This window comes from Paracoccus sp. 228, assembly GCF_000967825.1.
In the GTDB taxonomy this organism is placed as follows: domain Bacteria; phylum Pseudomonadota; class Alphaproteobacteria; order Rhodobacterales; family Rhodobacteraceae; genus Paracoccus; species Paracoccus marcusii.
Genome location: NZ_JYGY01000004.1, coordinates 61361 through 82484 on the forward strand (window position 1 = coordinate 61361; position 21124 = coordinate 82484).

Sequence of the window (21124 nt, forward strand, 5' to 3'; positions counted from 1 at the left end):
GGAAATTGGATGCGTGTGCTGCTGATCGAAGACGAGGCCGATATCGCCGATGCGCTGGTCCGGTACTTGCGGGCGCAGGGTCATGCGGTCGATCATGCGCCGGACCTGGACACCGCGCGCGCGGCCTTGGAGGTTGCGGGCTTTGACGCGATCTTGCTGGACCTGGCGCTGCCGGACGGGTCCGGGCTGGTGCTGCTGCGCGAACAGCGCCATCGCGGCAACCGCGTGCCGGTGATCATCGCCACCGCGCGCGACCAGATCACCGAACGCATCGCCGGGCTGGATGCGGGCGCGGACGATTACGTCGTCAAACCCTATGACCTGGCCGAGATCGAGGCGCGTCTGCGCGCCAATGCCCGCCGCGCATCGGGCGATCCGGCGACGGAAAGCCGGCTTGGCGGGCTGCGGGTGGACCGCGCCGGAGCCCGCCTGTTCAAGGACGAGACCGAGATCCGCCTGACCTCGCGCGAATGGGCGCTGTTCGACGCACTGCTGTCCGCGCGGGGCAGGGTGCTGTCCAAGCAGGCGCTGGAGGATCGCCTCTATGCCTTCGACGACGCCATCGAGGGGAACGCGGTCGAAGTCTATGTCTCGCGGCTGCGGGGCAAGCTGGGGGCCGATGCGATCCAGACGCGGCGCGGCCTGGGATACCTGATCCCGTGACGCGGCCCTGGTCCCTGCGCGGCAGGCTGGTGCGCCGGGTCGTGCTGGGGGCCTGCGCCGCGTGGCTGGCGGGAGTGGCGCTGGCCGCGACGGTGATCTCTCACGAGATGTCCGAGCTGATGGATGACAGTCTGGAGGCATCGGCCCGCCTGTCGCTGTCGCTGTACCGTGGCGCGGGTCAGGTCGGGACACTGGCCCCGGGCGACAGCGCGATCCGCATCATTGACGAAGGCGTGGCGGTGACCGACGCGCCCTGGGCGCCGGTCACCGCCGATGGCGGCCAGGACCTGCCCGGCTGGCGGGTGTTCCGCCTGGCCGATCCGGCGGGCGATCTGGTCGTCGAGGTCGGCCACACAACCGCCTGGCGCCGCGACGAACTGCGCGAAAGCCTGACCTGGCTGGTGGGGCTGATGCTGCCGGTCCTGCTGGCCGCACCCTTGGCGATCCGCGGGGCGGTCGGGTCTGCGCTGCGGCCCGCGACGCGCTTCGCGGACGAATTGCGCCGGCGGTCGGCCCAGGATCTGTCCCCCGTCGCGACCCCGGACCTGCCGATCGAACTGGACCCGATCCCGCAGGCGCTGAACGGCTATCTGGACACGATCCGCGCCCGGATCGATGCGGAACGCCAGTTCGCCACCAATGCCGCGCACGAGTTGCGCACGCCCATCGCCGCCGCGTCCGGCCAGGCGCAGCTGATCGCGGCGGGGCTGGCCGACGACGCGGCGGCGGGGCGGCTGGCGGGCGCGCTGTCCCGCATGGGCCACCTGGTCGAACGCCTGCTGCAGCTGTCGCGGGCCGAGGCGGGGGCGATGGGCGCGGGCCCGTGCGACCTGATCCGCGTGGCGCGGATGGTCATCGACGACATCGGCCAGCCGGTGATGTTCGACGACGGAGAGATGACGCAGGCCCCGGTGGCCGTCGATCCGGACGCGCTGGCGCTGATCCTGCGCAACCTGCTGCGCAACGCGGTCGACCACGGGACGGGGGACCTGCGGGTGCTGATTTCTGCGGGGCCGGCGTTGACGGTCAGCAATGCGGTCGGGCCGGGCGCGGCCTTTCGCCATGCGACCTTCGACAAGGGCGCGGGGTCGCAGGGTGCCGGGCTGGGCCTGGCCATCGTGACGCGCATGGCCGCGGCTCACGGGATTGCGGTGCGCTATGCGATGACCGACACGCGCGCCCGCGTCACGCTGGATTTCGGGCCGGGGCCGGGGGCGGATGCCTGACGCCGCACCCGGCGATGCGCATCAAGCGACCTTTTGTCTTTTGCGCGGGTCGGGCATATGCTGGCCCGATGGATCAGGGACAGACAGTGCAACAGCAGGATGAGGACGATCAGGGGTCGGTGACCCCCGATCCCGCGGGCCCCATGCCCCCTACACTGAAAAGCGACACGAGGCAGACCAACTGGCGCCGCGCCAACCTGCTGAAATACAGTGCCCATCTGGCGGTGCAGCGGGCGCTGGCCTCGGGGCAGCTGCAAAAGCGGCCCTGCGAGGTCTGCGGCGCAGAGACGGTGGATGCCCATCACGACCACTATGACCAGCCGCTGGCCGTGCGCTGGCTGTGCCGCACCCATCACGTCAAGCTGCACCATTACGGCGAGGACATGTTCCCCATCGGCAACACGCCCCGGGACCAGGACTGAGGGACGGCGCCGCAGTGGGCCCGCGGCCCCGTCCGGGGCGTCCCAAAGTTCCCGGTTCCTAGGCCGCGGCCGTCACCAGGCGTTATAGGCCAGATACTTGCCCGACATCTCCCGCTTGACGCGGTCGCCTTTGGGGTTGGTCTCTCGGGTCACGGACATCTCGAAGTCGATGGCGGACATGATGCCGGTGCCGAACTCCTCCTCGATCAGCGCCTTGATGGTGGGGCCATAGACGCCCACGATCTCGTACAGGCGATAGAGGCAGGGGTCCGTCGGCACCGCCTGGCTCCAGATCTTGGTGGGCGGACAGCAGGTCGGCCGCATCGGCGGGCAGGCCAGCGCTGTGACCAGTGCCTGCGCCTTGTCGAAGGGAATGGCGTTCATGCCCATGCAGGCCGAATGCCTAAAGACCGGCGACATGCTGATGCGCTGGGCGATCCCCTCCCAAGACAGGCCCTGGGCCTTTCTGGCAAAGAGGATCAGGGCGGTCACGTTCTCGCGGGTCAGGGTGTGGGCAACCTAGTTTTTCATGGTCATCTCCTTGGGGTGAAGGGGGTTACAGGCCCAGGTCAGTCAGGCCAGGATGATCGGCAGGGCGCGGCCCTTGCGGCCAGCGGAACAGGCGGTCGGCATCGCCGATGGCGACGTCGTTGATCGAGGCGTGGCGTGCGGTCATCAGGCCGTCCGCGTCGAACTGCCAGTTCTCGTTGCCGTTGGACCGGAACCACCGGCCTTCGGCATCGTGCCATTCATAGCAGAACCGCACCGCGATGCGGTCGGGGGCGTGGCACCACAACGCCTTGATCAGGCGATAGTCCTGTTTGGCCTGCCACTTGCGGGCCAAGAACGCCTGCACCTGGTCGCGGCCGTGCAGGAAGTCGGACCGGTTCCGCCAGACGGTGTCGGGCGTATAGACCATTGCGACGCGGGCCGGATCGCGGCCGTTCCACGCGTCCTCGGCCATGCGGACCTTGTGGATCGCGTCTTCGCGCGAGAAGGGCGGCACCGGCGGGCGGGTCATTCGGCGATGGCCCGCAGATGCGCCGGGACCGGTTCGGTCAGGTCGATGCGCACCGGATCGGGGTGTTGCTCCGCCCCGCCCGAGGCCTGTCCCGCCAGTTCCGCGGACCGCCTGCCCAGGAACTGCACCAGGTGGTTGCGGATCGGATAGTAGTTCGGGTGATCGACGATGTCGGTGCGCGCGCGTGGCCGCGGGATGATGATCCGAACCGATTCCGCCACCCGCGCAAAGGGTCCGTTCGTCATCAGCAGGATGCGGTCGGCCAGCAGGATCGCCTTGTCGATGTCATGGGTGATCATGAAAACGGTCTGGTTGGTGCCGCCCCAGATCTTCAGCAGCTCGTCCTGGATGGTGCCGCGGGTCAGCGCGTCCAGCGCGCCGAACGGCTCGTCCAAGAGCAGCAGCTTGGGGTAGTTGGCAAAGGCGCGGGCGATGGACACGCGCTGGCGCATCCCGCCCGACAGCTGGCTGGGCTTTCGGTGGATCGCCTGCGCTCAGCCCGACCATCGACAGGTACCGGGTCGCGACCTCATCGACCTGTGCGCGCGTCCAGTGGGAATGGCGGGCGCGCACCCCGAAGCGGACATTGCCAAGCGCGGTCAGCCACGGCAGCAACGCGTAGTTCTGGAAGACCACGCCGCGGTCCAGGCTGGGGCCAGAAATCTCGGCCCCGTCCATGGTCACGACGCCGGAGGTGGTTTGCGCCAAGCCTGCCAGGATGTTCGTGATCGTCGATTTTCCGCAGCCCGAATGGCCCAGGATCATCACGAATGCGCCCCTGTCTATCCTGGCGGGGCGGTGATGACGGATGCCCAGATGCGCATCCTGGCCCGCGACACCGTGCTGAACGCCATGCGCGAGGCGGGCGGCATGGTGTCGGGCCGCGACGGCGCCGCGGCCCTGCTGGGCGTTGCGGCCACGACGCTGTATTCGCGGCTGGCCAAGTACGGCGTGCTGGAGGCCGAGTGTGCACCCCCCCGCGGTCCCGACCAGCCAAGCCAAGGGGCGACGCGGCGGTCCTGACGGCACGCGATGACCCAGGGTCCGGTGGGGCCCCAACGAACCCCGGGGCGGGCAGCAGCATCACGGGGACATGGCGCCGATGGCCGCCAGCCGGTTCAGGATGCCCGGCCGCGCAAGCGTGCCGGCCGTCAGCCCGCTCTCAAGGTCGCTCAGGGCATCGCGCAATTCGGACAGGCCCAGCAGCGCCACGGACCCGGCCATCCGATGGGCCAGATGCGCCGCGTCCGACAGGGTCGCCGGATCGGCCGTCAGGTCATCCAGCCGGGCCAGCCCGTCGTGGAACTCAGACAAAATGCGGTTCAGCATCCTGTCGGCATTCTCCGCCCCGATGTTGCCGGCCAGATGGCGCTGGGCGGCGTCCCTTGCCGGGGACGCGCCGTGCATGGTCGCGATGCGATCCAGCAGTGGGTCCAGGGCCTGGAATGACAGCGGCTTTGTCAGCGTGGCCGACATGCCCGCCGCCTGGAACCGGTCCTGATCCGCGGGCCGGGCATGGGCCGTCAGGGCGATGATCGGCGTAGCGACGTTCGGGCCTTGCGCGCGGATCCGCGTCGCGGCGGTAATGCCGTCCATGCGGGGCATGCTGATGTCCATGAAGATCAGGTCGAATCGCTGCGCCAGCGCGGCATCCACGCCCTGTTGCCCGTCCACGGCCTCGACGATGTCGCAGTTGCGGGCATGCAGCATGTCGCGGACGACCATTCGGTTGACCTCGTTGTCCTCGACAACCAGCACGCGGCGCCGGGGACCGGGCGCGGGGGGCGCAGGGCGGGTGGGGGTCGTCACCGGGGGCGGCAGCGGCTGGTCGGCCAGCGGCACCGTCAGGATGAAGCAGGCGCCCTGTCCGATCGCGCTCTCCACGCGGATGTCGCCGTCCATCAGCCGGGTCAGGCGGCGCACGATGCCAAGGCCCAGGCCCGTCCCCTCGACCGTGCGGCGGAACGACGGGTCGAGGGTCACGAACTCCTGGAAGATGCGTGCATGATCCTCGGGGGCGATGCCGATGCCGGTGTCATGCACGCGGAATTCGACCAGACCGCGCTGTCGCCGGTCGATGGTGACGGTGATGCGGCCGCCTTCGGTGAACTTGATGGCATTGCCGATCAGGTTCATCAGGATCTGCGTCAGGCGCGCCGGATCGCCCAGGACAGGGCAGGCCGCGTCCCCGATCATCTGCGCCGACAGCGTGTTCCCGCGTTGCCGCGCCCGCGCCTGCAGCGCCTCCAGAAGGTCCAGCACCAGCCTGTGCGGGTCGAAGGCGACCTGCTCCAGGCGCATGGCCCCCGCATCGGCCCGCGCGATGTCCAGGACCGAGTTGACATGCCCCAGCAGCAGGGCGCCCGATTGGGCCATGACCTCGGCATAGCGGCGCTGCTGCGGGTTCAGCGGGGTGGCGGACAGCAGGTCCAGCGTGCCCAGCAGGCCGTTCAGGGGGGTCCGCATCTCGTGGCTCATGACGGTCAGCATCTCGTCCTTGGCACGCTCTCCGGCGACGGCGCGGTCGCGGGCGCGGATCAACTCGTCAGCCTCCTGCACCTGGCGGGTGACGTCGCGCACGAAGGCGATCATGACCGGCCCGCGTTCGCTGGGCGCGCGGGCGACGGTGACCTCGATGGGAAAGATCTCGCCGGACTTGCGCATCGCCGTCGCCCGGACCGGACGGCCCGGATCGGTGGCCGGTGTGGAGATGTCGGCCAGGAACCCCCGCACCTCGGCGCGGGCGGCCTCGGGGACGATCAGGGTCAGCATGTCGGCGCCCAATGCCTCTTCCGCGCCATAGCCATAGATACGCTGCGCGGATTCGTTGAAATCCAGGATGCGGCCATCGGTGTCGGCCACGACGATGGCGTCGTGGGATGTGGCGATGACCGTGCGCAGCCGTGCATGCGTCGTGGCGATCCGTGCCGCCTGGCGCCGCGCGCGGTCCGCCATGACCGCCAGCGCCGCGACCACTAGCGTCACCGCCACGACCATCATCCCGACAAGCAGGGCCAGGTCGTGCATGGCCGCGGACACCTGTTCGCGCTGGCGGTCGGACTGCCCCGAGAACAGCCGCACACCCTCCAGCGACGCGGACCGCACCACCGGGCGCAGGGCCGCGACCCGGGCCTGCAGCGTGGGCAGCGCGTCGCGCAGCCGGTCGTCGGACCCGTCGATCAGCGGCACGATGGCGTCCAGCGCGGCCTCTGTCTGGTCCAGCCTGCGGCGGGCGGGGTCGTCCTGACGCAGGGTCTGGAACACGCGTCCGGTCGTCAGCGTCCGCATGCGGGAATAGAGGATGTCGAACCGCGTCCTGACCTCGGCCAGCATCGCTGGGTCGCCGGGCCGCGCACGGGCGTCGCCGACCGCGACCAGCAAGGCCAGCAGCTCGACCTCTGACTGGGCCAGCGACCACTGGATGCTGTCTGAATTCGCGGTGGCAAGCTGGTCGATCTGGCGCCGCGCATCGGCGCTAACGACCCAGACCACGAACCCGCACACGGCGATCGAGACCGTCAGGACGGCCACCGCGACCTGCAGCCGGGTGCGGATGGCGCTCATGGCACCGGGGCGGTGCTGAGACGGTTGAGCTGCCAGATGCTGCGGGAGTAGATCACCTCGGTCTGGTACTGCCGGTCGGCGTCATAGGGATAGACGATCCACAGCGGTCCCTTGTCGCGAACCGACATCTCGTGGTCGTCCAACAGATAGGCCACCAGGGGCACGTCCGGGCCGATCTCGGCCAGGGGTATGCTGATGGCATAGTCGTTGATCGCGGTCGCCGACACCTCTCCTGTGCTGCCGGGGCCGGTGGCGATGCCGGCATCCGCCAGGATGCGGGCCAGCGGGACGCCGGTGAATCCGTGCACCCCTTCGGTCCAGACGGTCGAGGTGCGGATCTGCACCTCGCCCAGGGCCTGCAGCGCCGGCAGGTCATAGCTGCGCGACCCGTCCGGACCGTCGACGCTGAGAAGGGCCGCCTCCTGTGCCAGAGCCGGCCCGGCCAGGGCAAGGGCGGCGGACAGAAGGGTGCCGTGAAGGAATGTGCGAACCATGAGGGTATCCCGATGCAGTCTGGCGATCATGGTCGGAAATGTCGCATGGACGACACAGACACGCACGACATCATTCGTATCGGACGCTATACGAACGGATAGTCCGGTAGTATCCTTTGGCACAGACGGGCGGGCCATGCGGATACGGGCGGATCGAAGACCTCCGATCATCGGGTATCACGGACCCCGGCAACACAGGCTAGCATGTCTGGCTTGCCGCGTAAGAGGTGAAGTCGTGAAAATTTTACTGGCTGATGACCATGACCTGATCCGAGAGACCCTGGTCCTGTATCTGGGCGCGCAGATCGACGCCCAGGTCGTCGAGGTCGGCGATGTCGCCGGCGCGGAACGGGCGATCGCGCAGGCGGGGGACGTTCCCTTTGATCTGGCGCTGCTGGATTACGACATGCCGGGGATGGACGGGCTGGCGGGACTGGCCGTGATCCGCGGCCTGATGGATCCGCGCCCCGTCGCGATCCTGTCGGGGACCGCCTCGCGCAGCGTGGCGCGGGACGCGATGGCGGCGGGGGCGCGGGGCTTTCTGCCCAAGACGATGAACGCGCGGTCGCTGGCTGCGGCCGTGACCTTCATCGCGTCCGGAGAGATCTTCGTGCCCTACGGCTATCTGGAACAGGACGACCACGCCCCCGCGGGCGAATTGACCGCACGCGAGACCCAGGTCCTGCGCGGCCTGACCGAGGGGCGGTCGAACAAGGATATCGGGCGGCTGCTGGGCCTGCAGGAGGTCACGGTCAAGCTGCACGTCAAGACCCTGTGCCGCAAGCTGGACGCCAGGAACCGCACCCAGGCCGCGATGATCGCCCGCGACCGCAAGATGATCACCTGATCTGACCTGACGAACGATCCGTTGCCGGACGACCCCGCCGCAGGCGGGCTGTCCGGTCCTGTCCGGGCCGCACCTGTCGGTGCCGGTCGCAGGACTTCCCATGCCATCCTTACCAGAGACGGGGCCGCACATGCGTGACTTGACGATCGATCATCCCGACCACCCCATGGCCGCCGACCGCGGCATGTTCCGCATCACCCGCCCCGCAGCGGGCCGCAGCTGCGAGATCCGCCTGCGGACCGGGCGCCTGACCGCGACGAACGCCACCGCCTTTCGCGACCAGGTCTATGACCTGATCGACCAAGGCGAGGATCGGCTGGTCGTCGACCTTGCCGCCGTCGATTTCATAGACAGCACCGCCATCAGCGCATTTGTGGGCGTGCTCAAGCGCCTGGGCATGCGCGGAGAGATCGTGCTGTGCGGCCTGTCGGGCAGCGTCGCGGGCATGTTCCGCATCACCCGCATGGACAAGGTCTTTCCGGTCTTCGCCGATTGCGCCGCGGCATCGGCGGCATTGCGGGGGCGGTCGTGATGACCCGGTCCCTGCGCATCGCGGTGCCGCTGCTGGCGCTGCTGCTGCCGTTCCAGGCCGCGGCCCAGGACGGCCCGCTGCCGCAGGCGCTGCAGCCGCTGGCCGGCCAGCAGGCAGAGCGGCCCGCGCCCCCCTTCGGCCGCCACGGCCCCCTGACAGAGCGCGAGATGGCGATGGCCCGCGCCGCCTGGAGCTATTTCGAGGCCGGGTTCCAGCCCGAGACGGGGCTGGTCAACGCGGTGGGCAGCTATCCGTCGACGACACTGTGGGACACCGCGTCCTATGTCAGCGCCCTGGTCGCGGCATACGAGCTGGGCATCATCGACAAGCGCGACTTCGACCGCCGGGCCACGCTGCTGATCGCCACGCTGCGCAATCTGGACCTGTATCGCGGAGAGGCGCCGAACAAGGTCTACAACACCAAGACCGGGCAGAAGGTGAACTATGCCAACGAACCCGGAGAGGTCGGGTTCTCGGTCCTGGATATGGGCCGCATGCTGGTCTGGCTGCGCATCCTGCGCGAACGCTATCCCTATCTGGCCAACGGCGTCGACAACGTGCCGCTGCGCTGGAACTTCTGCAACATCGTCAAGGATGACGGGCGGCTGTTCGGGTCTGTCGTGTCGGGCGACGGCGACACCCGCTATGTCCAGGAAGGCCGCCTGGGATACGAGGAATACGCGGCCAAGGGCTTTGCCCTTTGGGGGTTCGACGTGGCGGGCGCGCTGGAGCCCGCGCCGCTGGCCTATACCACGATCCACGACATCGACATTCCCTATGACGGCCGCGATCCGCGGGTCTTTCACAACCAGAACTATGTCCTGACCGAAAGCTATCTGCTGGACGGGCTGGAGATGGGATGGGACATGCCCGCGGCAGACCCCGCGGGCCCCGGCGTCGCGTCGCAGGGCTGGCGGGCGGAATTCGCGCACCGGATCTTCCTGGTACAGCAGCGGCGGTTCGAAAGCACCGGCATCATCACCGCGCGGTCGGAACACCAGGTCGAGGGGCAGCCCTATTTCGTCTATGACGCGATCTTCGCCGACGGCTATGCCTGGAACACACTGGACCCCAGCGACGTCTATCAGCCCGACCGGGCGGCGGTATCCGCCAAGGCCGCGCTTGGCATGTGGGCGCTGTGGGACGTGCCCTACACCCAGCTGCTGTTCGACACCGTGGCCGACCTGTCCGAGGCCGAAGGCGGATTTTTCGAAGGCCTGTACGAGAACGGCAACGGCGTCATCCCGCTGCAGACCGCGAACAACAACGGCATCATCCTGGCCGCGCTACTCTACAAGGTGCAGGGGCCGATCCTGCAGTTCGCCAATCCGAACACGACGGTCTGGGACATGGCCTATTCCCAGACCGACATCCGCGCGAACAAGTGCCTGCCCGAGCCGATGCTGCGCGAGGTTCCCTGCTGCACCTGCGGAGATCTGCCGCCGCCGGTCCCGACCATCGCCGCCGCGGATTTCATCCTGTGCCGCCCGGTCGAGGGCGAGGACGGCATCGCCGCGACCGATTGCACCACCGGCCCGCAGGTCACGGCCAGGCCCGAACCGCGCGACGTGCTGCCGCGTCAGTGCCGCACCGCCGCGGTGCAGCCATGACCACGGGCCGCATGCTGTGGTTCGACGCGAACCGCGTCTGCGCCGCCGCGGGCGTGGTGCTGATTCACAGCACCACCGATTTCGCGGGTCGCCCGTTCCCCGATGCCGACGTGGCGGAACGCGCGGTGCCCGTCCTGCTGCGCTCCATCGGAGAGTTCTCGGGGTCCGAGATGTTCTTCCTGTTCTCGCTGTTCCTGATGGCACTGCGAATCGACCGCCACAGGCCGCGCTATCGCGACGCGATCGCGACCCAGGCGCACAGGCTGCTGGTGCCCTTTGCGGTCTGGACGCTGTTCTATGCGCTGTTCCGCCTGATCAAGGCCGAGGCCTTCGGCTATGCCCCGCAATATCTGGCGCAGTTGTCCCAGATCAAGACCTGGGTCGCCTATCTGCTGTTGGGCAAGGCTCAGTACCACATGCATTTTCTGCCCACGCTATTCGCGATCTTCCTGTTCTATCCGGTGATGCGGCTGGCCATGCGCTATCCGATGCTGGGGGTGCTGCTGGTCGCGACCCTGGGCGCGATGAACCATGCGCAGGGGTTTCTCTATGCGATCGACCTGGCGCCGCTGACGCGCGACTATCTGGTACGGGTCACCAAGGTCTGCGGTTATGTCGGCTATGGCCTGGCGGCCTTCGGTCTCTATTCGCTGTGGAAGGACGGCCTGCCGCGCGGAGAAAGCCGCCTGATCCGGCGCGGCGCGCTGTATCTGGTCCTGCTGGCCTATCTGGCGACGCTGCCCTTTTATGGCGGCGCCCTGCTGACGGGCAGTTTTCCGGTGCGGGCGGGCTGGGATTACTACGGCCACTTCCTGATGCCGCTGCTGGTCTTCTGCGCCTTTCTGGGCAGCCAGTACAGCGACTGGTCGCCCCGCTGGTCGGTCATGGCGCGCTATACGTTCGGCGTCTATCTTGTCCACCCCGCGGTCATCGACCTTTTCGACATCGCGCTGATCAAGACGGACCTGGCGCTGTCGCCCGCCCTGCTGGTCGTGACGCGGTTCGCGGTGGTGCTGCCGGTGGCCTTCGGGCTGGCCGTGGCGATCGGCCGTCTGCCCGCCGTCGCCTGGACCATCGGCCTTGGCCCCACCCCCTGGGCCGCCCGCAAGGCGCGCCCGCAGCCCGGAGCGGTCCCGGCATGAGCATCCCGTATTACAGCGCCTTCGAGGATCGCAGGCCGCCCGAACCTCTGCCTTACAATCCGCTGCGCGAGGCGCTGTGGCAGTTTCTGGCGGTCGTCACGCTGGTGATCGGCGGGTGGTACATCGCCTGGCGCTGGTCCTCCTCGCTGAACCCCGACGCGCTTTGGTTCGCGGCCCTGCTGGCCTTGGCCGAAACGCTGGCCTATCTGGGCCTGATCCTGTTCGTCGCCAACCTGTGGCGCGATCAGCCGGTGACCTGCCCCGACGCACCCGCGACGCGGGGCGAGGTCGATCCCGCGTCACCGGACCCGTCGCTGCCGATCACCGTCGACGTGTTCTTTGCCACCTATGACGAGGATCCGGAGCTGGTCCGGCTTGGCCTGATCGACGCCAAAGCCATCGCCTATCCCCATCCGATCGACATCCGCATCCACGTGCTGGACGACGGCCGCCGCCCCGCCATGGCCGAGGTCGCGCGGCAGGAGGGGGTAAGCTACATCACCCGCGCCACGAACGAGGGGTTCAAGGCCGGCAACCTGCGCAACGCGATGGAGCAGACCTCGGGCGACTTCCTGCTGATCTGCGATGCGGACACGCGGCCGTTCCCGACGTGCCTGGCCCGCACCCTGGGCCATTTCCGCGACCCGAGCCTGGCTTGGGTGCAGACGCCGCAATGGTTCTATGACCTGCCCGAAGGGCGCCGTCTGTCCCAGGTCCTGCAGGCCCGATGGGGCGCACGGGCCGGACGGGCAGGGCGCGCGGTCGAGCGGATCGTCGGCGAATGCCGCATCGGGCGCGATCCCTTGGCCAACGATCCGCAGATGTTCTACGACGTGATCCAGCGCCGCCGGAACCACGCCAACGCAGCCTTCTGCTGCGGCGCGGGGTCGATCCACCGGCGCGAGGCGGTGATGGAGGCCGCGCTGCGCGCCTTCGGGGCCAAGGTCGAACGCCGCGTGATCGAGGAGATCACGCTGGAAACGCGGGAACGCGGCGTGGCCCCCGATCTTCTGGACGCGATCCGCACCCAGGCGGTCGGCACCGAGATCCTCAGCCCCTACCGCTTTCACGTGTCCGAGGACATCTATACCTCGATCGTGCTGCATGCCGACCGCGACCGCGGCTGGACATCGCTGCTGCACCCCTTCGTCGAGACACGGATGCTGTCGCCCCAGGACCTGATCGGCTGGACCATCCAGCGGTTCAAGTATGCGGGCGGCAGCCTGGACATCCTGGTCAACGACAATCCGCTGTTCCGGCGCGGCCTGACCCTGCGCCAGCGCCTGATGTACGGGGCGACCTTCTATTCCTATCTGGGAGCTCTGTGGAACGTCGTGTTCCTGTTCGCGCCCACCGCCTATCTGTTCACCGGCATCTCGCCCGTGGCGGCCTATTCGTCGCAGTTCTTCCTGCATGTGGTGCCGTTCATCCTGTCGCTGGAACTGGCGATGATGGTGGGCACCTGGGGGATCGCGGGCCAGTCGGCCAAGGCCAGCTACCTGGCGTCGTTCCCCATCGGGCTCAGCGCGCTGTGGACCGTGCTGCGCGGCCGGCGCATCGCGTTCCGTGTCACGCCCAAGGGCCGCCAGGCGGGCCGCTTCCTGCATCTGGTCCGCCCGCAGATCGCGGTCGTGGCGCTGACGGTGGCGGGCGTGGCTTGGGCCACGCTGGCGCTGTGGGCCCTGGATACCGGGCACACGGCGACCGGGGTCGTGACAAACGCCCTGTGGGGCCTGAACAACTGCATCGCCATGTCGGGCATCATCCGCGCCGCGCTGCGGCAACCCGACCCATCGACCCCCGAGGAACCCTGATGCGCCTTCGTCAGAACCTGGTCCGCGCGCGCGGCCATATCGTCTTCATCCTGGGGGTCATCGGCGGCCTGATGGTCGTGACCTGGCTGGAGCAGGCCGGACCTTCGGCCGCGGGGCAGGCCCCGGTCACGCCCCTGGCCGCGATCGAGGCCGCGACGCCGCTGCCGCTGGCCATCCGCGGTGCTTCCAGCGCCGCTGACCTGGACCATGCCGCCAACGCTTGGACGTATTTCAGGAACAACACCGATCCGAACACCGGGCTGGTGCATTCGGTGGACGGCTATCCCTCGACCACCATGTGGGAGACGGGGTCCCTGATCGTGGCGATCGTCGCGGCCGAGCGTCTGTCGCTGATCGATGCCACCGAGGCAAAGGATCGGCTGGCCGCCATCCTGACCAGCCTGGACCGCCTGCCGCTGTTCCAGGACAGCCTGCCCAACAAGGCCTATGACACGCGGTCGCTGAAGATGGTCGATTACGCCAATCGACCCACCGATCTGGGTCTGGGCTGGTCGGCGCTGGACGTGGCGCGGCTGATGGCGGCCCTGGCCATCGCGCGCGCGGCCCATCCCGACATGGCCCCGGCCATCGCGGCCGCAACCGATGACTGGCGGCTGGACCGGATGGTCCGCGACGGACAGCTTTATGGTGCCAGCGTCGTGGACGCGGAGGTCCGCGAGAACCAGGAGGGGCGCCTGGGCTATGAACAATATGCCGCCAAGGCGATGATGCTGTCCGGGTTCGACATGGTGCGCGCCTATGATCCCGCCGACAGCGCCATAATCCAGCCCGTGATGGGGCAGGACATTCCCGTCGACACGCGCCTGCATCGTGGCCGCATCCCGGCCTTCGTCGTCAGCGAACCCTATCTGTTCGACGGGCTGGAATTCGGCTTTGACGCACGCTCGTCGCGCATCGCGTCCGCGGTCTATCTGGCTCAGCAGGCCCGCCATGACCAAACCGGCCATCTGACCGCGGTGACCGAGACGCATCTGGATGAGGCGCCGTTCTTTGCCTATTCGACCGTCTGGGGCGGGGGCGCGCCATGGTCCGTCCTGACATTCCAGGGCGATCGGATCGACAGCCGCCGCACCTTGGCGACCAAGGCCGCCTTCGGCTGGGACGCGCTCTACGGCACCCCCTACACCGCACAGTTGGTCGAGGCCGTAGTCCCCACCGCCGACCCCCGGCGCGGTTGGCCCGAGGGCATCTACGAGGTCGACGGCACCACCAACGCCTCGATCACGGCGAACACGAACGCCCTGGTCCTGGCGGCGCTGGCCTTCAAGGCCGCAGGTCCGCTGCTGCGGGGTGCGCCATGAGGGTGGTCCTGCTGATCCTTGCGATGGCCTGGCCCGGCTGCGTGGCAGCGGCGCCCTGCGTCGGGGCGGCGCTGGACCGTCCTCTGCCGGGCGCGATGGACGCGCGACAGGTCAGCGTGGATGTGCCGACCGCGCGGTTTCCCGGCCTGTGGCAGCAGGGTCGTGTGGATGGGCTGACCTATCGGATCTTCGGTGACGGCACGGCGGTCCTGTCCGACGACCCCGGCGCACCGCGATGGCAGGTCCGGATCGAGTGCGCCGCCGCGACCTGCCGGACCACGGCGACCGGCGTGCCCGATGCGGGCGCCGATCGCATCGCCGATGCCTTGGGGCGCTGCCTGATGGGACAGGACGTGACCGCGGCCGATCTGCGGCGCGCCGCCCCGGCCTTTCCGACCGGTCTGTCAAATGACGTGCCGGATCGCGGGCGGTCTCTGCCCCCCGCCGCAGCGCTGGCCACGGCGGCGGGGCAGGCACCGCGCCGCGCGGTGGCGCAATGCATGCCCGACCCGGCGCTGTTCGGCGACACGCCGGCGCAGACGGTGCAGCGGATGCTGCTGGCTGCCGGGCAGGACCCCGGCCCGGATGACGGCGTCCTGGGTGCGCGCAGCCGGGCGGCGCTGCGGGCCGCGCTGGGGCCGGGGTCGGATGCGGATGTGCCGCACGCGATCCTGGCGCTGCTGGCCATGCGCTGCGGGGGCTGAGCGATGCGGGGGTTGGGACCTGTCCTGATGGCCACGTTGCTGGCGATCTGGGGGCCGGGCGCCGCGCTGGCCTGGCCCGGCCCCCAGATCCTGCGCACCGATGATCCGGCCGTCCCGGGCGCGGTCGAGGTACTTGCGGACACGCCCAACGCCCTGACCTGGTCGCGCGCGCAGGCAGGCCGGTTGGGCGGCTGGCGCTATCGGCTGTATCCTGACGGGTCGGCGGTGGTGATGCCCGACGGCGATGCGCAGGCGCGACCGCTGCGCATGGACTGCATTCGCGGCGAGGCCTGCCGCATCTGGTCGGGCACGCGTCTGGTGACCCGCATCCCGGCCACGGGCAGCCCCCGCCCGACGGTGCCCGACACCGCGGATGGCGAGACGCTTGCCCGCCATCTGGCGCTGTGGGTGCTGGCCGGTTCGGGGTCGCAACCCCGCGCCACGGTTCCCGTGGTCGATGCCATCGCGCCCCGACCTGCGGCACCCGCCCGCCGTCACCGTGACCATCCGGCGCCGCCGCTGGCGCGGGACGGGTATCGGCTGACCATGTTCCCCGGCGCGTTCATGCCGTGTCGCGGCACCGCCTGCACGGCACCGCTCCGCCTGCCGCCAGTGTTCGACCAGGCCCAAAGGCCGCGGACGACCTGCGCCGTGACCGCGGGGGTTGCGCTGTCAACGCAGGGCGAAGGCGGCCTGGGGCCGGCGCGCGTCACCCTGGGATGCGTCGCACGGCTGTCGGATCGTGTGACGCTGAACTTGGGTGTGACCGGACGCGGCGGGGCAGGGCGGAACCCCGACCTGAGCTATGCCCTGACCTTTCGCGCGACGGACCGCCTGTCGCTCAGCTATGCCAGCAGGCCCATCCGCATGGACGGGTCCTGGAGCGGTCTGCTGGACGGCAGGCTGCGGGCCGAACTGACCCTGCCGCGCATCCCCCTGCCTGCGGGACGGGGGGCCGATTGCCGGATGCGCGTCACGCTGCCCGATCCGACCCGCGATGCGCTGGTCCTGTCCTGTGGCCTCAGGCTGACCGAGCGGCTGTCCTTGGGCGTTTCGGCCCATGCCTATGCGTCGGGGGTGCAACGGCCGTGGGCCCCTGATTACACCTATAGCGCGACCTGGAAGGTGACCGACCGCCTGCGCGTCGGCTATGGCAATTACGCCGCCAACCGGTTTCCCTGGAACCGGGGCGACGGGCCCGGCACCGGGCTGCGCGACGGCACCCTGTCGCTGACCTACGATCTGTCCTTCTGAGAGAGCCCGATGACCCGCATCCGCCTTGTCCTGCTGACCCTGCTGATGGCTATCGCCCCGCCCACCGTGTCGCGGGCCGAGGTCCGGATGGGAGAGACGGTCTTCAGCCCCGTCCTGGGGCGTGCGCTGTCCTACGACATCTACCTGCCGCCGGGCAGCGAGGGGGGCACGCGTGCCTATCCGGTGCTGTACCTGCTGCATGGCGGCGGGACGGGGCAGCCGTCGGACTGGTTCACCCTGGCGGGGATCGACCAGGTGCTGGACCGGCTGATCGCCCAGGGGCGGATCAGGCCCCTGATCGCGGTCGCGCCCGACGGTCGGCGGCCGGATGACGGGCCGGCCAGCTATTTCCTGGACGATGCGGACGGGGCCGCCCGGTGGCAGACCGCCTTTCTGGACGACGCGATGCCGGGGATCGAGGCCCGTCACCCGGTGCTGCCCGGACGGCGGGCGGTCATGGGCATTTCGATGGGCGGGTTCGCCGCGCTGGTCTATCGGCTAGAGCATCCCGACCTGTTCGCCGGGGCCGCCGCCCTCAGCCCGGCGTTGCGCACGGACGAACAGCTGCTGGCCTTGTCGCCGGGTGACTATGCCGACCGTTTCGCGACCCTGCTGGGCCCGGATCTTGAAGGTGCGGCGCGGCTGACCGACCGGTGGGCCGCGGTCCGGCCCGCAGCGATGGCCGCGTCGGCGGATGCGGCCCGGCTGGCTCGCATCCCGTCGATCCATGTCCAGACCGGGTCGGATGACAGCTTCTTCGAGGGCACGGCCCAGCTGCACATCGCCCTGCGCGATGCGGGCATCCGCCACCGTTTCCGCGTGATCGAAGCGGGCCATGACTGGCCCGCATGGCGAAGCATGCTGGAGGACGCGCTGCTGCATGTCGATGCCGTGCTGTCGCGCGGCTATGGCGAATAGGTGCGCCTAATGCGCCGGCACGTGGGCGTCGTGATCCTGCCGCGCGTCACCCGATCCGCCTGTGCGCCGTTCGTGGCGCAGCAGATCGCCCCGCCGCCATTCCTCATAGCGCAACCGCGTCGATGCGCTTGCATGACTGCGCAGGGCTGGGGCGTCCTTCCACAGGTCGAGGGAATAGGGTGTCATCAGCAGGCTTTCGACCCGGTTGCGCGCGGTCAGGATGACCGAATGCACCGGCAGCAGGATGTGGTGATAGTCGATGGGCCCATGATCGGGCCGCGCCACGGCGCGCCCGGCCTCGGCCAGGTGTCTGGCCTTGGCCCAACGCCCACGCCACAGGATCCGGTGCAGCGGAGAGAACAGCTCTCCGTTCAGGTCGACGGGGCAATCCTGGGGGGTCTGCCCGGAACAGTGCCGCGCGCCCGTCCACAGCACCGGCTGGCGTCCGTCGGCCGTCATGATCGCGTCGCCCGCGCGGACATCGCGAACCGCGATCACGCCTGCGCGGGCGACGTCGACCTGCACGTCCGGTCCGAAACAGGGCGCCGCTGCCTGTCACTGCGGGGCGGGTGCGATGTCATAGGCGCCGTTGCCGACCTGGAACGTCTGCGGCAGCGTGGCAAAGGAGTTGTCGCCGTTCGTGATCATGATCGGCCCGATCCAGGGCGACCCCGCCGCGGGCTGCATGACCGAGGTGTTGATCCGGGCATAGTGATCCCCCAGCCCCGACAGGTCGCCCTGGATATTGGCGGTCTGGCCGGGGTTCATGGGCCGGTATTCCGCCACCTGCCGGCCCGACCCGTCAAAGACCTTCATCCCGGTGATGCCGCTTCTGCCGGTCAGCTCGGTCCCCGTGTCGTCGATGGCCGTGATCTCGATCCGGTGGTCCTTGGCCCACATCTGGCGCCCCCATTGCACCGTGGCCGTGCCTTGCGAGGAGTTGGTGCCGACGGCGGGATCGACGATCAGCTGATCGCCCCGAATGCTGAACGTGATCACGGGAATGTCCTTCTGTAGGGTTTTCCCGACCCTTAGGGATTTGCATGTTCTGCAAGGTTAACATCCCGCGCGACGCAGGCCTTTTTTGCCGGTCGTGGTTGACCGGGCGTTAACGCCGGGCGGTCCTGCCATCGTGTGCCAGAAGTCCGGCGCGGGCCGCGCCGGGAGCCGGAATGCCGGAGTGATCGGGCGCGGCCGGTCTGGGGGATGCATCCGGACCCGCGTCGGTTCGGCGCACCTGATGGCTGCATGGCCCGATTCATGCCCCCGCGTCATCCTCCCGGATCGCCGTGCGAATGTCGGAAGCGGTTTTGGGCGGGCGTCCCAGCCGCATCACCCGACGGTCAAGGGCCACTCACGACTGTGCCCAGTCCGATCGGACCGGGCACTGTGTTCCGTTCCAGCGGCGGCTGTGGAACCGCGGCCTATTGCGCGGCGCGCATCAGGCCTGTGGACCAGAACAGCGTTTCGCCCGAACTGTCGTCGGTGCCGTCATTGTCGGTAACCACCCAGCCCATACCGGCCGCGTCGATGGCGAAACCCTCGACCTTGTCCAGGACATAGCCGTTCTGCGCCTTGAGGTCGGGGATCAGGTCGCGGACCAACTCCTTGGTCACGACGGGCAGGGGGTCGCCCAGCCCTGCGGGCACCATCTCTGACAGCGGCACGCGGAACAGCGCCTTGAGCACGGCGGCGTCGCCGATCAGGTTGTCGCGTTCGACCAGATAGGCCCAGTCACCGTCGATGGCGATTTCCGAAAGGCCCGTCCAGCCGTCGCCCGCAGGGTCCAGCGGATAGGCGACGGCGCCCCAGTCCTGCGTCAGCAGGTCATAGGAGACCAGCTTGACCTGGCCGGCGGGGTCGTCGCCCCATTCGCGCTGGACCGCCATCCACAGGCGGTCGCCCTGCCGGGCGATCCCCTCGAACCCATAGCGGTCCTCGTGGGCCAGCAGTTCGGCGGGCAGGCCGATCTCCTCCTGGATCTCGCCCTGGGCGTCGACATGGATGATGGCGTGGGGGATCAGGCGGTCGCTGCGACCTTCGGACGCCAGCCAGAAGCCGCCCTGACCGTCGGGCGTGATGCCCTCCAGGTCCAGCTTCTGTGCCGGATCACCATTGCGGGTCACGATCGTCTTGGCGGTGATCCGCGCCGGTGTCCGCGTGGCGTCGATGGTATGGATCGCGGGCTGCGCGCCATAGGCACTGTCCGACACCGCGAACAGCTGACCCGGTGCGTCGCCCGCGGCCAAGCCCGACAGCGCGCCCCATCCGATCAGCCCGTCCGCGCCCTCCGCGGTGATCGTGGGATAGCGGGGGGGACCGTCGGTTGCGCCGAACAGCATGACGTGGGCACGCGCGCCGCCCTCTGCGCCCAGATCGGCCTCGTTGGCGGTGACCAGCAGGTCGCGGGCGGGCAGGGCCACGATGCCTTCGGGGCTGATGCCCGACGGCAGCAGTTGCGTCAGGCGCGGCGCCGCCAGGTCGCTGACATCGTAGACGCCGATCAGCGATCCGCGTTCCGAGACGACGAAGACATGCGGGATGCCCCCAAAGGTTGCGACCTCGATCGATTCCGGTTCGACACCCTTGGCGTCCGACCGCTTGTCGGGATAGTGGCCCGCCCGGATGACCGCGTGTTCGAAGCTGCTGCCCGAGTCGTAGACGACCGTGCCGTCGCGATGAAAGATGCTCCATCCGCGCGACCCGCCCTGATAGTCGCCCTCGTTCGCGGTGGCGAAATGGTCGGCGTCGATCCACTTGACCGCATCGGGTTCGCGCGGAACGTCCGTCAGCGCCCCGTCAAAGGTCAGCGCCCCGTCGTCGCGCGTGTCGATGTCGTCCAAGCTGACCGTGCCGGCGCTGAAATGCGCGGCGATGGTGCCGTCCGCGCCGATCACGACGACATGGTTGTTTTCCTGCAGGGTGACGATGATCTCTCCCGCAGCGTTGATGTCGACATATTCCGGCTCGGGGTCGTCGGGGGCGATGTCCGCCAGACCGGTCAGGTCGATGCGGGTCTGCCCGTCGCAGTCCAGCGTGCCGTCGGTGACGGCCAGCGTGACCACATGGCCCGCGGGCATCTGCGGCAGGGCGCCGTCGTTCAGGTCCTCGTCGCGCTGGTTCTCGATCGCGACGGCCAGAAAGCTGCCGTCATCGGCACGGGCGACCGCATCCGGCTGCCCGCCCAGGTCGCAGGACGCCAGCACCGCGCGGGTCTTCAGGTCCAGCACCCGCAGCTGCCCCGAGGGCTCGGTGAACGAGGTCGACGTGTCCACGCCCACATACACCCGGTCGCCGATGATCACGGCGGTGGTGGGTTCCCCGTCCATCGGCACGGTGCCCAGGGGCAGGGGGGCGGCCGGGTCGGTGATGTCCAGAAAGCCCAGCACCCCAAGCGGGCTGTCGGAATAGACCAGCGTGCTGCCGTCTTCGGAGGCCGAGATGATCTCGGCCGAGGTCGGGCGCGACCGGTCCTCTCCCGCGGCCATGTTGTCGGGCGTGGCGAATGTCGCGATCCGGTCGAATGTGGTCTGGGCCATCGCAGGCATGGCCGTGGCCAGCGCGACGGCCGACGTCAGAAGGGCAAGTCTT

20 protein-coding genes and 2 pseudogenes are annotated in these 21124 nt (G+C 69.1%); 13 read left to right on the forward strand and 9 right to left on the reverse strand.

Annotated elements, in window-relative coordinates:
- The first annotated feature begins 9 nt into the window (after window positions 1-9).
- The 3 genes from SY26_RS13240 to SY26_RS13250 all read left to right on the forward strand — a co-directional run bounded on the left by SY26_RS13240 (window position 10) and on the right by SY26_RS13250 (window position 2311).
- Window positions 10-663, forward strand: a complete 654-nt coding sequence (locus tag SY26_RS13240; protein ID WP_046000918.1) for a response regulator transcription factor — start codon at window positions 10-12, stop codon at window positions 661-663.
- Entirely contained in the window at window positions 660-1889 is a 1230-nt protein-coding gene (locus SY26_RS13245) for a HAMP domain-containing sensor histidine kinase (RefSeq protein ID WP_052715283.1), read from the forward strand. Before SY26_RS13240 ends, SY26_RS13245 begins: the two co-directional genes overlap by 4 nt.
- 86 nt (window positions 1890-1975) lie before the next feature.
- A complete protein-coding gene (locus tag SY26_RS13250; protein WP_198143169.1) occupies window positions 1976-2311 on the forward strand; it encodes a hypothetical protein in 336 nt (111 codons plus the stop codon).
- 72 nt (window positions 2312-2383) lie between these two features.
- Here SY26_RS13250 and cynS read toward each other — a convergent pair whose 3' ends face one another.
- From cynS to SY26_RS22060, 4 genes and pseudogenes are all read right to left on the reverse strand, one after another.
- Window positions 2384-2803 (reverse strand): cyanase, encoded by a 420-nt coding sequence (cynS, locus tag SY26_RS13255; RefSeq protein ID WP_232303345.1) that lies wholly within the window; start codon window positions 2801-2803, stop codon window positions 2384-2386.
- Between the two features lie 64 nt (window positions 2804-2867).
- On the reverse strand, window positions 2868-3332 hold the full coding sequence (locus SY26_RS13260) for a nuclear transport factor 2 family protein (protein ID WP_046000920.1): 465 nt from the start codon (window positions 3330-3332) through the stop codon (window positions 2868-2870).
- Window positions 3329-3784 (reverse strand): hypothetical protein, encoded by a 456-nt coding sequence (locus SY26_RS22055; protein WP_255352886.1) that lies wholly within the window; start codon window positions 3782-3784, stop codon window positions 3329-3331. Before SY26_RS22055 ends, SY26_RS13260 begins: the two co-directional genes overlap by 4 nt.
- A gap of 124 nt (window positions 3785-3908) precedes the next feature.
- Window positions 3909-4097 (reverse strand): annotated as a pseudogene (locus SY26_RS22060) (ATP-binding cassette domain-containing protein); the annotation flags it as partial.
- Between the two features lie 36 nt (window positions 4098-4133).
- Here SY26_RS22060 and SY26_RS20585 point away from each other — a divergent pair.
- Window positions 4134-4355: a hypothetical protein gene (locus tag SY26_RS20585; RefSeq protein ID WP_084693853.1), complete on the forward strand. Its 222-nt coding sequence runs from the start codon at window positions 4134-4136 to the stop codon at window positions 4353-4355.
- A 60-nt stretch (window positions 4356-4415) separates the two neighbouring features.
- On the opposite strand, the gene SY26_RS13270 is transcribed toward SY26_RS20585, so the two are convergent.
- Window positions 4416-6896, reverse strand: a complete 2481-nt coding sequence (locus SY26_RS13270; protein WP_052715284.1) for an ATP-binding protein — start codon at window positions 6894-6896, stop codon at window positions 4416-4418.
- Window positions 6893-7390, reverse strand: a complete 498-nt coding sequence (locus SY26_RS13275) for a hypothetical protein (RefSeq protein ID WP_046000921.1) — start codon at window positions 7388-7390, stop codon at window positions 6893-6895. Before SY26_RS13275 ends, SY26_RS13270 begins: the two co-directional genes overlap by 4 nt.
- Before the next feature lie 235 nt (window positions 7391-7625).
- Here SY26_RS13275 and SY26_RS13280 point away from each other — a divergent pair, with 235 nt between their 5' ends.
- From SY26_RS13280 to SY26_RS13320, 9 genes are all read left to right on the forward strand, one after another.
- The gene (locus SY26_RS13280) at window positions 7626-8237 is read left to right on the forward strand and encodes a response regulator transcription factor (protein ID WP_046000922.1); all 612 of its coding nucleotides are present in this window, start codon (window positions 7626-7628) and stop codon (window positions 8235-8237) included.
- A gap of 130 nt (window positions 8238-8367) precedes the next feature.
- Window positions 8368-8769, forward strand: coding sequence for an STAS domain-containing protein (locus tag SY26_RS13285; protein ID WP_232303346.1), 402 nt, complete (start codon window positions 8368-8370; stop codon window positions 8767-8769).
- The gene (locus SY26_RS13290) at window positions 8769-10379 is read left to right on the forward strand and encodes a DUF3131 domain-containing protein (protein WP_084693863.1); all 1611 of its coding nucleotides are present in this window, start codon (window positions 8769-8771) and stop codon (window positions 10377-10379) included. The genes SY26_RS13285 and SY26_RS13290 overlap by 1 nt, the downstream gene beginning before the upstream one ends.
- Entirely contained in the window at window positions 10376-11521 is a 1146-nt protein-coding gene (locus SY26_RS13295) for an acyltransferase (RefSeq protein ID WP_046001150.1), read from the forward strand. The genes SY26_RS13290 and SY26_RS13295 overlap by 4 nt, the downstream gene beginning before the upstream one ends.
- Complete coding sequence (locus SY26_RS13300) at window positions 11518-13335, forward strand: glycosyltransferase (RefSeq protein ID WP_046000923.1); 1818 nt, start codon at window positions 11518-11520, stop codon at window positions 13333-13335. The genes SY26_RS13295 and SY26_RS13300 overlap by 4 nt, the downstream gene beginning before the upstream one ends.
- A complete protein-coding gene (locus tag SY26_RS13305) occupies window positions 13335-14657 on the forward strand; it encodes a DUF3131 domain-containing protein (protein WP_046000924.1) in 1323 nt (440 codons plus the stop codon). The genes SY26_RS13300 and SY26_RS13305 overlap by 1 nt, the downstream gene beginning before the upstream one ends.
- Window positions 14654-15361: a hypothetical protein gene (locus SY26_RS13310; protein WP_139597654.1), complete on the forward strand. Its 708-nt coding sequence runs from the start codon at window positions 14654-14656 to the stop codon at window positions 15359-15361. Before SY26_RS13305 ends, SY26_RS13310 begins: the two co-directional genes overlap by 4 nt.
- Window positions 15362-15388: 27 nt before the next feature.
- Window positions 15389-16615, forward strand: a complete 1227-nt coding sequence (locus SY26_RS13315; protein ID WP_046000926.1) for a hypothetical protein — start codon at window positions 15389-15391, stop codon at window positions 16613-16615.
- A 9-nt stretch (window positions 16616-16624) separates the two neighbouring features.
- The gene (locus tag SY26_RS13320; protein ID WP_046000927.1) at window positions 16625-17533 is read left to right on the forward strand and encodes an esterase family protein; all 909 of its coding nucleotides are present in this window, start codon (window positions 16625-16627) and stop codon (window positions 17531-17533) included.
- 6 nt (window positions 17534-17539) lie between these two features.
- Here SY26_RS13320 and SY26_RS13325 read toward each other — a convergent pair.
- From SY26_RS13325 to SY26_RS13335, 3 genes and pseudogenes are all read right to left on the reverse strand, one after another.
- Window positions 17540-18064: pseudogene (locus SY26_RS13325) on the reverse strand (Hint domain-containing protein); the annotation flags it as partial.
- Window positions 18065-18088: 24 nt separating this feature from the next.
- Window positions 18089-18532: a hypothetical protein gene (locus SY26_RS13330; protein WP_046000929.1), complete on the reverse strand. Its 444-nt coding sequence runs from the start codon at window positions 18530-18532 to the stop codon at window positions 18089-18091.
- Window positions 18533-18957: 425 nt separating this feature from the next.
- Window positions 18958-21081, reverse strand: a complete 2124-nt coding sequence (locus SY26_RS13335; protein WP_046001151.1) for an esterase-like activity of phytase family protein — start codon at window positions 21079-21081, stop codon at window positions 18958-18960.
- Between the last annotated feature and the right edge of the window lie 43 nt (window positions 21082-21124).